The sequence below is a fragment of the Nitrobacter vulgaris genome (genome assembly GCF_002028545.1).
Classification (GTDB): Bacteria; Pseudomonadota; Alphaproteobacteria; order Rhizobiales; family Xanthobacteraceae; genus Nitrobacter; species Nitrobacter vulgaris.
In genome coordinates, this window is record NZ_MWPQ01000062.1 from 14940 (window position 1) to 29883 (window position 14944).

10 protein-coding genes and 4 pseudogenes are annotated in these 14944 nt (G+C 56.2%); 4 read left to right on the forward strand and 10 right to left on the reverse strand.

The window, feature by feature from the left end; translation table 11 throughout:
- Nucleotides 1-50: 50 nt before the first annotated feature.
- Both B2M20_RS17465 and gntA read right to left on the reverse strand, forming a co-directional pair.
- Nucleotides 51-653 (reverse strand): DUF1989 domain-containing protein, encoded by a 603-nt coding sequence (locus B2M20_RS17465; protein ID WP_079448306.1) that lies wholly within the window; start codon nucleotides 651-653, stop codon nucleotides 51-53.
- On the reverse strand, nucleotides 650-1318 hold the full coding sequence (gene gntA / locus B2M20_RS17470) for a guanitoxin biosynthesis heme-dependent pre-guanitoxin N-hydroxylase GntA (protein ID WP_079448307.1): 669 nt from the start codon (nucleotides 1316-1318) through the stop codon (nucleotides 650-652). The genes B2M20_RS17465 and gntA overlap by 4 nt, the downstream gene beginning before the upstream one ends.
- A gap of 113 nt (nucleotides 1319-1431) precedes the next feature.
- On the opposite strand from gntA, the gene B2M20_RS17475 reads away from it, so the two are divergent.
- From B2M20_RS17475 to B2M20_RS17485, 3 genes are all read left to right on the forward strand, one after another.
- Entirely contained in the window at nucleotides 1432-1779 is a 348-nt protein-coding gene (locus B2M20_RS17475; RefSeq protein ID WP_201789036.1) for a hypothetical protein, read from the forward strand.
- 203 nt (nucleotides 1780-1982) lie between these two features.
- A complete protein-coding gene (locus tag B2M20_RS17480) occupies nucleotides 1983-2930 on the forward strand; it encodes a PhnA-like protein (RefSeq protein WP_079448308.1) in 948 nt (315 codons plus the stop codon).
- A gap of 54 nt (nucleotides 2931-2984) precedes the next feature.
- Nucleotides 2985-3209 carry a hypothetical protein gene (locus B2M20_RS17485; protein ID WP_079448309.1) on the forward strand — a complete coding sequence of 75 codons (225 nt, stop codon included), beginning with the start codon at nucleotides 2985-2987 and terminating at the stop codon, nucleotides 3207-3209.
- A 204-nt stretch (nucleotides 3210-3413) separates the two neighbouring features.
- On the opposite strand, the gene B2M20_RS17490 is transcribed toward B2M20_RS17485, so the two are convergent.
- From B2M20_RS17490 to B2M20_RS17525, 8 genes and pseudogenes are all read right to left on the reverse strand, one after another.
- Nucleotides 3414-3803, reverse strand: coding sequence for a response regulator (locus tag B2M20_RS17490; RefSeq protein WP_244553581.1), 390 nt, complete (start codon nucleotides 3801-3803; stop codon nucleotides 3414-3416).
- Between the two features lie 7 nt (nucleotides 3804-3810).
- On the reverse strand, nucleotides 3811-7374 hold the full coding sequence (locus B2M20_RS17495; RefSeq protein ID WP_079448311.1) for a chemotaxis protein CheB: 3564 nt from the start codon (nucleotides 7372-7374) through the stop codon (nucleotides 3811-3813).
- 883 nt (nucleotides 7375-8257) lie between these two features.
- Nucleotides 8258-9457: an extracellular catalytic domain type 1 short-chain-length polyhydroxyalkanoate depolymerase gene (locus B2M20_RS17500; RefSeq protein WP_079448315.1), complete on the reverse strand. Its 1200-nt coding sequence runs from the start codon at nucleotides 9455-9457 to the stop codon at nucleotides 8258-8260.
- Nucleotides 9458-9462: 5 nt separating this feature from the next.
- On the reverse strand, nucleotides 9463-9882 hold the full coding sequence (locus B2M20_RS17505) for a CopG family transcriptional regulator (RefSeq protein WP_079448312.1): 420 nt from the start codon (nucleotides 9880-9882) through the stop codon (nucleotides 9463-9465).
- A 589-nt stretch (nucleotides 9883-10471) separates the two neighbouring features.
- Nucleotides 10472-11471 (reverse strand): annotated as a pseudogene (locus B2M20_RS17510) (IS110 family RNA-guided transposase).
- Between the two features lie 105 nt (nucleotides 11472-11576).
- Nucleotides 11577-12696: pseudogene (locus tag B2M20_RS17515) on the reverse strand (PAS domain-containing sensor histidine kinase).
- Nucleotide 12697: 1 nt separating this feature from the next.
- Nucleotides 12698-13486, reverse strand: a pseudogene (locus B2M20_RS17520) (alpha/beta fold hydrolase).
- 236 nt (nucleotides 13487-13722) lie between these two features.
- Nucleotides 13723-14092, reverse strand: a pseudogene (locus B2M20_RS17525) (Ku protein); the annotation flags it as partial.
- A gap of 648 nt (nucleotides 14093-14740) precedes the next feature.
- On the opposite strand from B2M20_RS17525, the gene B2M20_RS17530 reads away from it, so the two are divergent.
- Nucleotides 14741-14932: a hypothetical protein gene (locus B2M20_RS17530; RefSeq protein WP_079448313.1), complete on the forward strand. Its 192-nt coding sequence runs from the start codon at nucleotides 14741-14743 to the stop codon at nucleotides 14930-14932.
- Nucleotides 14933-14944 lie beyond the last annotated feature (12 nt).

A 14944-nucleotide genomic window follows, 5' to 3' on the forward strand; every position in this document is an offset into this window, starting at 1 on the left:
GCGCGGCACCGGTCTGCTTGCCGAAGTCGGGAGTTAGTTTGCCCTTAACATTAGGTCTTGGCCCATCGCTCCACGAGATATGCGATCGGCTTGAAAGCGTGATTGTTTGATTGCAGCGCCGAGCAAGCTGTCAATCCAACTACGAGATCCATCTCCGCGCGGAATTTAATAAAGTCAGCGGGGCGACTGAGGGGAGCTTCAACGGTGAAAACGCCGGTCGCCGGGTGGATCACGACGTTCATGAAACAGTTGAACGCGATCGGAATTTGATCGGGACCTACGCCGAAAGGAGCTAACGCGACCTCAAGATTTCCGAAGCAGCCTTGATGCGGATTTTCGTCCCGATAGATGATCTTAAACGTCTCTCGGGAGCAGGGTGTCAGAAGGAAATCATGTCGGCCGACCTTGTCCTCGACAATCCGTAGCATGATGTTACTGCGGTTTGAGTAGATGGCGTCACCAGTGGTGAGGTAGAGTTTACTCGCATAGTCGAGACTTCTACCGGACGAAATTGCCTCGCGCACATCAGCGGCGCTGAAGGCGACAAGATCCGAAACCTGCTCCCCTCTGGGATCAATGACTGTAAGGGAGTCGCCCTTCTCCAACCGAAAAGCTGTTCCGGAGCGCGGCGGAATGGTTATGGGTTGTTTCATACGCGTCCAACCGGTTTGAAAGGACAGACCCATCCCGATTCAGGAACATTGCGGCCACTGTATTGGCGCGCTTCGGAAGTCGTGCCGTGCCTTGCAAGCATAGGATTCGGCGATCCCGCCAGCGCAATGTCCCGCTCAATTATCATTGCGCGCATTCGTTCGTACCGTCCCTGTTGCCGCAATTGCTCGAACTGGTCATGAAGATTGAACACCAGCACCGGGCGTTTAAAACGGCGTGCAGGCCGGCTGGCGCGAGGATTTAGTCCAACTATAAAGAAAGCTTCCTCCCCGAAACTCAACGAAAAATGGGGGTTCGCCGGATCGCTGCTAACACGTGCATCATGCAGCTCACCGAGCCACGTATCCTTATTGGTGAGACTTTCTGCACGTGCCCAGAGGAATTTCTCAAACATCTCTTCGTCGAGATCAATGGGACCTTCGAAGATGACGGCAAAACTGTAAAAAAGAGCTCGATTTCTTCGATAGGACTGCACAATTCGAGTGATGCCGTCGTAAATGCGCCTATCGTCCCAATTGGATCTTATATCACGGGCGACCAGCAGCTCGAGCTTTCCTTTAGCCAGGGCGGATTTTGCGCCGACGCAAGGGAACTCAGCTTGTTGGACCAGATTGCGGAAACTATCGGCTAGACTGGGCGACATCATCGGTGCTCCGTATTAAGTGCGCACTAACGAAGTACGTTCGATTACGTGCCAGGCTGTGAATTGTTTTCTTCACGGGAACTAATGGAGCGTTGTCGAGCCATGGTCACTGAGAAATGCTCCTCGATCCAGTCGCGGCCGGTTCCCCGTTATTCGATCGCGCGACGATCGAGCGGCTTATCGCGCAGTGCATTCAGCCGGCGGGAGAGAAAGCGGGCCTTCGTCTCTGGCAGGAATACAACCCCGCGCATCGCTACGCGATTGGGGCTGACACCAAAAAAGGCAACGGCAACGACCATAGCACATCCGTCCTCATAGACTTCTCGACGATGCCCGGCGCGGCAGGTCGGGCCCTCCGCGAACAACTCATCCCCGCGGACAGCCCGCGATTTTCACGAAAGGCCGACTTGTTCGGTTCTTCCCATATCGCCTCCGAGAACAGTAGCGGGAACGGGGAACGGTGAGGCAGATATAAGCGATCATAACTCTCGGCGACAAGGCATGCAGGAAAAAGTGAACCTCTCACAAACTTAGGAACGAACGGACCGTTTGGCTCTTCAACAGTCAAGCGCTGCGGCGTCCGGCCTCACGCTCACATCGACTCCAGCATCGAAGCCCCTCATTGCTGCCATGACGGCGGCAGCAGGGTATTGAGAGAGAGATTATCATGTCACCCATCCGCTCACCCAATTTTGAGACTGTCGTATCTGATCGCGATCCACCACAGATGAGTCCAACGTCGGCAACGGATGATGTCCGAACGGTTGTATTGAACCAAGTGTCGTGGGGAGCGGTAATAGTCGGCTCCATTGTGGGGCTAGTGGCTCAAGTGATTCTCAACATGGTCGGCCTCGGCATCGGGCTATCCACTGTCGATGCAGTCGCTGGCGACAGTCCTAGCGCCAGTTCCTTATCGCTTGGCGCAGGCCTTTGGTGGGTCATTTCTGGAATCGTCGCGGCCGGTATCGGTGGTTACCTAGCTGGCCGACTATCCGGAAAGCCGTCATCGTCCACTACGGCATACCACGGCCTGGCTTCCTGGGCCCTCTCAACGCTGGTCCTGGTTTACCTGGTCTCGTCAGCAGGAAGTAGCTTGGTTGGTGGCTCGCTTAGCACTGTATCTAATGCGATGAGCGGAGCCGGAAATGCAATCGGCAGTGCAGTCCAGACCGCCGCGCAGACGGCTGCTCCGTCTTTGAACAATGTGAACGATCCAATGACGAGAATCGAAAGTCAGATTCGAAGCGCATCAGGTGGTCAAGACCCTGCTGCACTCCGTGATGCGGCAGCCTCCTCAATACGTGCCGCACTTTCAGGCGATCCCGCTGAGCAAGCCGCCGCCGCCGACAAGGCCGCTGAAGCTCTGGCAAAAGCCCAGAATATTCCGGTCGACCAGGCACGTTCGCAGGTTGCTCAGTATCAGCAGCAGTACAAGGAAACTGTGGCGAAGGCGAAGTTGCAGGCGAAGCAAGCCGCCGATGCAACAGCCAAAACGGTATCGCGCGGGGCACTTTTTGGTGCACTCGCCCTGATGCTCGGAGCACTCGCGGCATTTGTGGCCGGCAAGGCGAGTGCGGTTAATCCGACCGTAACTGGAGGGCGACACTTCGGTTGAAAATCTACTGTGGTTGTGGCCGGCAACAACTCAAGAGAGACAGCGTGAGTCCCCGTGCTCTCGCTGTCCGCCGGAACGAAAGCCGGCGAAGATGTCTTCCCTGCAAAACTGAAAGACTACGAATGCCTTTTTGATGTTAAGGCTGAATTGTATCGACCGACTCCGCGGGCGGCCCTGCGGGATGGACGCATGGCCGCGCAAGCCTTAAGCCGTCTGACCGCCTCAGGCTGCGAAGAACAGGCCGTCGCCGGGCAATTTAAGCTCGAGCGGACCTGTTGAGTGTGCGGGTCTTACAGGTCACCGCCGCGTGGAACGTGGTCTATCTGACATCATGCTTGGATGTCCCAGCAATGACCGCCGCTTACTCTGGTAACTGCGGCCGGAACAATGTCGATGCGATCAGCCGGTCTCGTTTCGACGAGCGCAGACGCGGCAGCGCGGCTAGAATCACAATCTATAATCGCGTGTAACCTGTCTCGCAGCTCAGGAACCAGCTTGCGATCGACCGACTTCACTGACCAACAGACGAACCTGTTCTTCTAACTCAGTCGGCGTAAACGGCTTGGTGAGCCGCCGCTTCTCGCGAAGCGCCGGGGGCAGCGCCCAATCTCCATAGCCACTTGCAAGGATAAATGGCACTCCTCGCGCAATGAGCTCTTCGGCGACGGGGTAAACTTTGCCACCTCGAATGGTGACATCGAGAATCGCGATATCAAAGCCGCCATCCCTGGCTGTTTGCAGCGCGGTCTCTAATTTGGCAATCGGGCCTACAATCTGACACCCCATCTCGGCAAGAATTTCCTCAACGAGGATTGCGATGAGTGTCTCGTCCTCAACGACAAGAACGCGGCATCCTGTCACGTCGCTCTGCATAATGTACCTAACTTCGCGAGGTTGAGACGTAGATAACTTCCGGCGTAAGAGGCATTGCGATGGAACACTTCAATCCGGACAATAAAAACTCTCGCTTAACTGTGGCATCAAACTCGAGAGCCAAAGTGCGCTCGATTAGCGTGGAACCGAACCCCCGCCGCGATGGCTGCTCCGTAATGGAAGGACCGCCTGTTTCAATCCAGCTGAAATTAAGCAGACCAGAACTTCCCTTTTCAATTTGCCATGATGCCGACAGTACGCCAGCCGGCTTTGATAGCGCGCCGTATTTTGCCGCGTTACTCGCTAACTCATGAATTGCCATCGCTAATGCCAGTCCGGCCTTTGGGGTGAACTCAACTGGCGGGCCCTCAATCTTGATGTTGGTGTTTGTGCGATTGTAGGGCGCCAATTCGGTCGAAACCAGTTCCCCTAGTGAAACCGCCCCGCGCCCGTTGTCCGTTAAGCGTCCGTGTGCCCGCGCGATAGCAGCAATGCGACCTTCGATATCAACGGCGAACGCGCCGGGGGAGTCGCTGGTTTTCAAGGTTTGGGTAACGACTGAAGAAATGACGGCGAGAATATTCTTAACCCGATGATCAAGTTCACCTAGTAAGAGCGTGTTACGTTCTTCTGCGCGCTTCCGCTCGCCGATCTCCTGGGTGACGGTGAGGATGCGAGGCGCGTCTCCACCCCTCTGGACGAGAAGCGAAACGCTGTTATGAACCCAAATCGGCGTGCCGTCAGGGTGAAGATACCGCAACTCGATTTGGAACGGGATGCCATCTTCGATCAATCGCTGGAACGACTGCTCCGCACGCTGCGAATCGTTTTCATGAATTAAATCATGTTGGCGCAGCCGCTTAAGTTCATCCTCGGATCGATGAACAATATCCCCATACCTGGCGTTTGTCAGGACAAAGCGGCCCTCGAGATCGGTCTCGGCCACTCCAACTGTCGCTTGATTGACAATGGCGGAAAATCGCTCTTCGCTGGCCTGAAGCGCCAGGTCGACTTTCTTGCGTGCGCTGACGTCGACGAAAGTTATAACCACGCCGTTTATGACATTCTCAACCGTGCGGTACGGACGAATCCGCATGAGGAAGGTCACTTCTAAGGACTTTAAGGAAATTTCACGCTCAATTGCCGATAGATCGCGCAAGACCTTTAAGAAATCGCGGTGCAAATCAGGGTAGTCAATCAAGTTGGCGATGTCGGAGATCGGTCGACCACGATCGCTCTCACGCAACCGAAAGATCTCGGTCATGCCCGGCGTGAAGCTCTTGATGCAGAACTCGTCATCGAGAAAAATTGTGGCGATCTGCGTGCTATCGAGCAGGTTCTTGAAATCGCTATTGAGTACGGTCAGCGCTTCATTCTTGGCAAACATCTCGGCGTTGATGGTCTGAAGTTCTTCATTGATTGATTGCATCTCTTCCTTCGAGGTTTCCAATTCCTCATTTGTCGACTGCAATTCCTCGTTGACCGACTGATACTCTTCCGAGATGGAGCGCATTTCCTCGTTTGCCGTCTCAAGGTCTTCCACCGTGGCCTGAAGCTGCGCCTTTGTTGCTGACAATTCTCGCAGTGCACCCAGGGAATCAATCTGCTCGCCTGGACCCAAACCTTGCTCGCCGCTGTCCGCTGGCTTCATTCGACCTTCAATGAAGGTGACTAGGAAGGCAGATGCCTCAGCGCCACGCTCTGCGAGAGGTTCAATAGCAATCGTTACGGCGTGTGTTTTTCCGTCCGCTTCAAACACCGCGTCATCGTTTACGGCTGCCTGCGTGCTGATAGCGCTTAGGAGCGCCGCTCGGACGGTCGGACGCAATGACCTGCGCAAATTGTTGAGGAGGTCAAGGCTTGCGGCGCCTGCCGAAGGCTCCAGGTAACGACCGAACTCGCCCCCCGAAAAGCGCAGAATGTGATGGGCCCGGTCGATAATTACATAAACTGGCGAATACTTTTCCAGTGCCCGCCGGGCGCTGCGTTCGATCGGATCGTCGAGTTGGGCTGGAGCGGCGAAGCGCTTGGACTGCTGGGCAGAGACGGTCGGCACCGACCCAGGAAGGCCCCGAGGCGCATCGGCTCGTTGGAAGATGCGGTGTTTCTTGTCCAACAAGACATATGATTCCGGTTGCCGCCCGACACCTTCGGAGGGCCCGAGAAAGAGATATCCTCCGGGTTTCAACGCATAACGGAAGGTCTCCAGCAACCCGTCTTGCAGTTCGTGATTAAAATAGATCAGTAAGTTCCTGCATGAAATCAGATCGAGCTTCGAAAATGGGGGGTCCTTGATAGCGCTATGGACCGAGAAGATGCAGGATTCTCGGATCGACCGATTGGGAAAGGTCTCGTCCCCGTCGTCCACGAACCAGCGCCGCAGACGTTCCGATGATAAACCGCTCGTTTTGCGATAGCGACCCGTCCGTCCAAATGTCACGGCGGTCTCATCGAGGTCGGTTCCGAATATTTGAATTTTCGAAGAGCGGTTTTGACGCTCCATCTCCTCCTTTATGAGGATGGCGATTGAGTACACCTCTTCACCGGTTGAACAGGCAGGAACCCAGATACGAATGGTGTCGTCCGGGCTCTTTGCTTCCACAATCTTGGCGAGGGCCGTGGTCCGCAGGGACTCAAAAGCATCTGGGTCTCGAAAAAACCGCGTTACGCCGATCAAGAGTTCGCGGAATAGCGCTTCCGCTTCCTGCGCATCGTCGCGCAAACGCTCGAGATAAACCGGTACCTGAACAATTTGGAGTACCTGCATACGGCGCTGGACGCGGCGCGCAACGGTAGCTTCCTTATACCTGCTGAAGTCATGATCTGTTTTGATGCGCAACATGGCGGTGATTGCCGTCAGATGCTCCCAGGCATCCTCGCGCACGCCGTCGCCGTCTTTGTGGCCCGCGACGTTTCGTAAGTGATCCCTATAAGCAAGAAGCCTGGCCGGCATTTCCTCGACAGGCAAAATGTAGTCGACCAGGCCGGTCAAAACGGCGCTACGAGGCATCCCGCTCATGGCCGTGTGATCAGACTCGGCCTGTGCGATAGTTAAACCTCCACTTTCCTTGACAGTCTTTAGGCCCAGCGAGCCGTCCGTTCCGGTCCCCGATAAGACGATGCACACTGCATCCTCGCCTTGATCTTCGGCCAACGATAAAAAAAATGAATCGATCGGACGCCGTCGCTCGCGCGGTGGCGCCGGCCGCGATATTGAAATGCGCCGGTCTTTAATTGTCAGCGTGGAATCGGGAGGGATGACGAACACCCGGTTCGCTTCAATCTGCATACCATCCTCGGCCTCCATCACGGGCATTGAGGTGGTCTTCGCTAGCAAATCGGTCAGGATACTCTTATGGTCGGGAGAAAGGTGCTGAACCAGAATAAATGCCATGCCACTGTCACTCGGCATGTTACTCAGAAACGACGTGAATGCCCCCAACCCTCCAGCCGAAGCGCCGATACCGATAATCAGTCTGGTGCCAATAGCGGAATCCGATGCTGCAATGCGAGAACTCGATACCTTGCGTTTCTCTGAACCTCTTGCGCCTTTGTCACCTTCGCGGGCCATCCTTAGACCTCGGGCAGACAGGCAGTCGATGGCAACGGCACGATTTGCACATAAAACTCCAGAAGAACGTTAGGCATGCCAATTTCAAGAAGAGAGAAAATGCCTAGCACTGATAATATCTGCGCGCCTCGAAAGGGAAAGCTTTAGCGTTTGACGTGTGATGACTAGTTTGGTGCACGAAAGTTCCACTGGCGTGCAGGAGGTCAAGGCTTTCGGAAGCGCAATGATCGAAGGCAGAAGATTGAGAAGACGGGCGGCGCAGTAAAAGCCCGATCGCGGGGTTAGGAGCGCCAATTTTTCGGACATGGGGCAATGTCCGACTTCCGCTATCTGCACCATTAGGTCGTTTCACGGTCACGTTTGGGGTTCACGCCGGCAGGGTCTCCTTCCATCTCGCACGAACCAGCCCGGCGAATGAGCGCGTCTCATTGAGTGCACTGTGCTGGGGAATTTCGCTGTTGGCATGGGCAGCTTGAAAACTTCGAGCTCGCTTCTTTGCTCGCCATCAATCCCGTTCCGGCAGTCGCCGACATGCCTGCGCTAGCTTCGTCCTTGAATGTGGCCTGGCGGCTTCCTCTGCGGCGATCACGGCGGAGAGTTCATACCGCGGGCGGCGATGTTTGTTTTCTGCGGTGCAACCGCCCGCGTCGGTGCCCCAATGTCGGCTTCGGCCTTACATGTTCGGTGCCCGTTAGATCCCAGGTGCGAAGTGCGTCTGCTGCGCTGGCGTTTTTGCTCGCCAATCGGACGCACTAAACATGCCATCGCGAGTAGCGTTTATCAGAGGATCGCAAACCGATGGAGAGTGCTCGCTGAAAGCGCCTTCCGGCCGTGGCTCTACTTGCCGTGAAAACCAGCACGAGGCGGACGCAATTAATGCGACTTATTCCGCTTTGAGCGAATGCTCGAAGAAAAAACGAAGCATTTCCCGTGTAGCGTCCGGCCCTGCAGGATCGGTGTAGGAGCCTGCAGGGCTGCCTCCGGACCAGGCATGTCCGGCACCGTGGATACTCCAGTGTTCCAACATTTTGCGGCCGCTCGCGTCGCTCAGGACCGTCCGGGTATAGGTATGTCCGCCGGGCACGTGCCCGCGATGAACTTTCTTTTGTGTGGCCATCGTGCTCACCGACTGCTCAAGAATCTGACCGCCGTTGTTTGGGTGCACGGTCATGTCGCGATCACCGTGAAAGACAATAGTGGGGACCGGTTGTCGGTCACCCAAGGTTGTCTTGTGATCGGGCGGGCCACCTTGTTTCATAGCAGCGAGCGCTGTAGGCAGGTCAGTGGCCACTCCGCACGCGAGGCCAGAATGTATACCGATTGCCGCGTACAGATCGCTGTATGTTGCTCCCATGATGGCAGCAGCGGCCGCCCCGGCTGACAGCCCGGCAACGTAGACGCGCTTTCGATCGACCAAATAGCTCTCCATGATTTGCCGAGTGATGCCCGCGATAAGCGCGGGTTCACCACTGCCTCGCTGCTGATCGGCAGTGCGAAACCAGTTCCAGCATTTCGCAGGATTGGCTCGGCTGGGCTGGGCAGGATAGACTACGAAGCAGTTTTGTTCCTCGGCGATAAAGTTCATCCTCGTGCCTGCAGCGAAATCATCCGGCGACTGGGTACAGCCGTGAAGCATGACGACTAATGGAAGCGGTCGCTCCTGATAGCGGCTCGGGATGAAGAGCTTGTAGGCGCGGCTCCCCGCCGGGTTGCTGTACGTACCTTCGATGAACCGGGCGCCATCCGGCACGATGTCCGGTTTGGACAACGGTGCGCGCTTCATCACGCCTCGCAATCCGATCCCAGCGTGCCCAATTTTGCGATCTAGTGACGCGCGGAGCATGCGCGGATGTGCGGTGGCCGGGTTCGATTGCTGAGGACTATCCGTCCTCTGAATAGCATTAGCATTCGCATCAATGGTGAGCGGTTCGCGGCCATCAAGAGCGAGGCGCTCCTCGCGACGTGATGGTGCGTCGGGCACACTATCACCGCGAAGCATGCTCTGAAGGAGCACGGTCGCCTCAACCAATTGACCCGCGCGCGTGAGGCGAGTCGCCTGCCGAATGACGTCCAGGTTCAGCATCTCTTTCACCTTGTTCTGTCGGAAAGAGCGGCTCTGACCGCCGGGCTGGCATGCAATGCGCCCAGCACGCAAACGGAGGATATGGTCGCGCGAGCAAGCTCAGGTGTGACGTCTTGCGAAATGCTGGCAAGGCCCAAAACGTTGATGTGGAGCATCTCGCCACTTCGCTGCACCGCCTCCAGGTCCTGGCGGCTGTAATTGCGCAGACCGAGGTCCAAGCTCTTTCGGGCCGTTGATTGCTTTACGACCTCGGCATGACGTTCGAGCTGGTTCCGGATCGCAGTCCGGATGAAATCGGAGCGGTTCGAGTAGAACCCCTCCGCAACCATTAAATCGACGTGGCCCAGGTCGACATAGCCGAGATTGATAGTGATCTTTTCTGTATCGGGCGGCTTGGGTCGCAGTTCTCGAACAATGCCGGTCATAAATTTGATCTGCCATATGCCATCTGTATGGATGGTATATGGATGTCAAAGCCAAGCTTTCAAGAGCCTTCGTTTAAAGCGCCACTTGCCTCGTCAGAAATGGAGAGCGGCTTGCGGTTCACCGGGTTTACAAGGTAGGGGCACCGCGATGGAGGTGTGACGATCCGCCGGGTCATGTGACGTCCTTCACGTCCAGTTCGTCATTGTAGGTTGGGAAACGCGTGCGGTGAAGAATTGGAAAAGCGCGCACCAACCTGGCTATTCATCGCCCCGAACAGCCGTCGGATCGCATCCACGTACTTCGTCATCGAATAGAGATTGCAGATGTGGACGGCCCCCCACTTGTCAGAATTGTAGCAGACTTCTGGCCAGATCGCTTGCTATCAAATGTCCGGCCTGTTTGCGCGGACAAAGTCCGCTGGCCGAGATGGTGTTCGCTACGCACGCTCCAAGCACATGGGCGACACTCGTGGTGCCAGTGTAATCTTCGGAAGCTCGCGCGTATCGACCGATCGGTCCTTCCATCTACTGCGTCCTGCAAGTTCGTGGGCAATCCGCCGAGCAACCTTGCTCGCGGGCCGATTTCAGATCAAGTGGGTATGGCGACTACCGGCCGGTTGTACACGCCGCCCGATATCATCAAGCGCCAAGCGATGCGGCAAACTTGTTGGCCAAGGCCACCGCGACCAACTTCGGTGGCTTTCGCTCCAGCAGCGAAGCGAGCCACGGTATGGGCTTATGGCGACCCTTTCGGACATGCCTCAGCAGCGCGGTCGCACCGACGATCAACGTCGATCGCAGTGCAGAATCTCCTTGGTGATGCCGCCGAGTCTTTGCCGACCGCCGCTTGAATGATCCTTGGGCGTCAGTCCGAGCCATGCCGCAAAGTCGCGTCCCGCTCTGAACGTCTCAGGCGGCGGAGCCTTCATGCTGAGCATCGACGACCCAATCGGACCGATGCCGGGAATTGTCGCAATACGCCTGCTGGTGTCATCCTCGCGATGCCACTTCATTAGCATGGCTTCGATCTTCGCCAGGCGAGCTTGAACCGCGGCATACTCGTCTGCCTGAAGGCGGAATAGATCCCGCGCCATTTCCGGAAGGCTATCGTCTTCGAGCACGCGTTTGATGAGTGCCGCGACGTTCTGCCGGCCGGCGGGGCCGACGATACCAAACTCAGCGGCATAGCTCCTGAAAGCATTGGAGAGCTGCGACTTCACGCTGACCAGGCGTTCCCGCACGGTCATCAACATGCAGGCCGCCTGCCGTTCCTTCGATTTCACCGGTACGAACCGCATGCTCGGTCGAGTGACCGCCTCGCACAGCGCCTCGGCGTCGGCCGCGTCGTTCTTGCCACGCTTCACGTAGGCTTTCACATATTGAGGCGGGATTAGCTTTACCTCGTGTCCAAACAACTGCAGCAGGCGACCCCAATGGTGCGAGCTGCCGCAAGACTCTATGGCGACGAGAACTGGCGGAAGCCGCTCGAAGTAGCGGATCATCTCGGCTCGCCGAAACTGGCGACGGACGACCACTACCTCATTCTCATCAACACCGGGAAGCTGGAACACCGACTTCGAAGTATCCATGCCGATACGAACGGGAATATTCACTAGACTTTCCTCTCATTTCTGACGCCGAGAGCGCCATAAAACCGTGGGGATGAGAGGCCGTCCACACCAGCACATAGGGGGCTACGAGTGTGATTGCAGCGGCATAAGGAAGGTAAAGCGGGTTTCCTCACTTGTTGAGGTGGCCGTAAGTGTCCCTTCATGAGCCTTTGCGATTTGCGAGGCAATATGAAGGCCTAAGCCAAGGCCCTGCCGGCTGGGCCTCGTCTTTCCACGGAAGAATGGGTTCAAATAATTTGTCGAGCGCAGCTTCGGGGATGGGTTCGCCGCCGTTTGCGACAGATAATTTAAAGAAACCATCTTCTGTTGTCGCGCGAATGCATACCGGCTTATCAGAGGCTCCATGACAAAGTGCGTTTCCGATGAGATTGGAAACAAGCTGTCCTATTCGAGATCTGTCGCAGTCCACTGGAACGTCAATCGCAAATTCTGCCTCTATTCGACGGCCTGGCGACGACAGCCGAAGTTCATCAACCACTTGATGCAGGACTGGCTCAAGCGGGCCGGCACTATCTCGATCCAGCGTGATACCGCCGCCCAGTTGTCCCCGCGCGAAATCCAGGACGTTGTCGATCAATCCCGCCATACGAAGCACGGTGGTTTCGAGCATCGCTATGATCTGATGCTCTTTATCTGTTTTTGCTCCGCGCCCCAGCAGCCGTGCTCCGGCACTGATTGACGCCAACGGGTTGCGCAGATCGTGGCCAAGCACTGCGATAAACTGCTCCCGCAACGCAGAACTTTCCCGTTCGCTTGCCAAGTCCGTCTTTGCGACCTCGCGAGCCTCTAAGAGATTACGCTCATAACGGCGTCGATCAGTCGCCTTGATCAGCGCAAGTCGCATAAAAAATGCTTTGCCCGCCTCATTTCGGCTTTCGTTGGCATTGGCAATCATTTGCAACGGCTTCCCGTCAGCCGTGACCATGTCAATTGCAAACTCGTTGAAGAAGCCCTGCAGCCGGAGCAGCGGTGCGATGTGGGTTTCAAAATAGATCCGGCCTGCCATGTTCAGAAAGTCGCTGAACCTTTTATTGAGCATCTCATCAGCAGAATGGCCCGTCCATTCGAGAAGAGTCTTATTGACCCGTGCAACGCGACCGTTCGGCAGGAGAATGATGTAGCCGCACGGTGCATTCTCGAACGCGTCTTCGAAATCGTCGGTCCAGGGAGTACCCACGGCCAGCTCAGACAAACAGTCTTATTGCCGCGATGACTTCATCGGGCGCGCTGAGATTAGGGCAATGTCCCGTCGCATCCAAGAATACAATCTTGCTCCGAGGAATTTCGCGATGGACGTATTCGCCTACTTCTCTCGAAGCGATGACGTCTTCACTGCATTGAAGTATCAGCGTCGGAACCGCAATCTTCGCGAGGTCTGCTCGGTTGTCAGCCATGAACGTTACGCGAGCGAATGACTTGGCAATTTCCGGGTCCGTCCGACAAAAGCTGTTGATCAATTCCTCGCCAAGTTCGGGCCGGTCGGGATTACCCATGATCGCGGGAGCCATCTATATCGACCATCCCATATGGTTAGTTTCCAAAAACTCAAGGAGCTCCTCGATCTGCTTTTGGCTAAAGCCGCCGACATAGTCGCCATCGTCGATGTAGCGCGCCGAAGGACCAACCATCACTAACTTGCCGAACATTCCAGGCGCCTTTTGTGCCGCGAGAGCGCCGATCATGCTGCTGACCGAATGGCCCACGAAAACCGCATCTTTCAGACCAAGCTCGCGTCCTATTTCGACGACATCGTCGGCATAGCCAGCCAAGGTCGAATATTTGGCTTTGTCGTACGCTGTTAGGTCAGATGCTCCGGCCCCGACATGGTCAAAAAGCACGGTTTTGAATTCCCTTGCAAAGGCGAGTTCGACAAACCTCCACATATTTTGGTCACAGCCAAATCCATGGGCAAAGATCATAGTTCGATCGGCTGATCCGCGAATGCTCACATTATTCCGTTTCATCACGCTCACGACACATCCTCTGAGATGGTACAGTTATATTACGCCCGTGCGGCGGGCCTCCCAATGAGGAACAGACGATAGGTTGTTCGGAATATCAGTGGCGGGCAGGGCGGGCTAATTGAGCCGGTAAAATAGAGAGGTCAGCTTGCCTTGCGTCGCTTTTTGGCCGAATTCTTCTTGGAACGCCTCTTCGTGCCTTCGGTCGAGCGGTCGGTTTCAGGCTTCGGCGAAGCGCGCCTGGCGGTCGCCTTGATGGTATCGCGGATCACGGCGTAAGCATCGTGGCCGGCCTTACTATCTGGCACCAGATAATACGGCCTAACGATGTAAAGACCATCGATCTCAATGCGTGGCACAAATTGATCGATGTCGATGGTCCGGGTGGAATCAAGAGCAATGTTCGCTAGCTCGTCCTTAGTGATTTCGAGATAGCTGTCAGTATCAACCTTATTGCCCTTGACGATGACTTTGTTCGCAACTTCCTCGCCATTTTCGGCAGCCGGTTCTCTTGTTGATCGGATTGAAGACGACCTTCTCTGACTCCGACGTCGCCAGAAACAACGCAATCGGACAAGTCACGAGGGACAGCCTCAGAACTCTTCCAATTAGTGCCACGAACTCAAAACTCCAACTGTGAGCCTCAATATAGAGCCCAGCAGGGAGAAGGGGAGTTAGAATAACAGATCAGCAGTCCGGGCAAGTGTCGCCGAGCCCGTTACTGATGACATCCATCTCAGCGATGCAAGCATCGGGAGTGGCGCCCGGGAAAGGGTTTCCCAAGCCTCCCCCCGGGCGCGGTTCCAGGTGTCGGGATCAGCCCGGTCAAGCCGGTGCCCATGATCCTCACATTCGACCACCGCCCCTTGATCAAACCAGCGCACCGAGAGCCCAGCCATGCAGAGTGCGAAAGGCTTGGCGAGCAGGATGGGAAACGCCGGGTGGGTGTGTGACGTTGCGCGGCCGTGCGATGCTTATAGTTCGCCTCGAATCATTGCGTGCCCTGCACTATACGGCTGGCGAGCTGGTCGTTCGAGCAGCGGTTCATAGGAGGCCTGAGACTGGGGGCACGCCTTTATTATTCACCGGAGATGGCGTCTCCGATTGGCCGGTGGGCTGGGTCGGCGTGATACCGTGCCATGAAACCAAAACCGCTTATCGCTGCTTCGGCCCGGCGCGTACTCTTTAGGGAACTAAGCCCTCTCGCTCGGTATTTTATCCCGACCGGCCCGGCAGCGCCGGGCCATCGAACATCGGGCCACTGCCATGCGAAAAGAGATCGAAGAAGTCGTGAAGGATACCGCAGCGGTCGGGCTATCGGCCGCCGTAATCGGGCGGGATTTAGGGACGGAGCTCGCAGCAACACCCTGGCTGCTGATTCCGGAGCAAGCCGCCCACCTATTCCAGGATGATGCCGCCCACCTGTTCCGATTAATTGTCGCCCAGCATTCCGATTAATCCTCGCCCAGC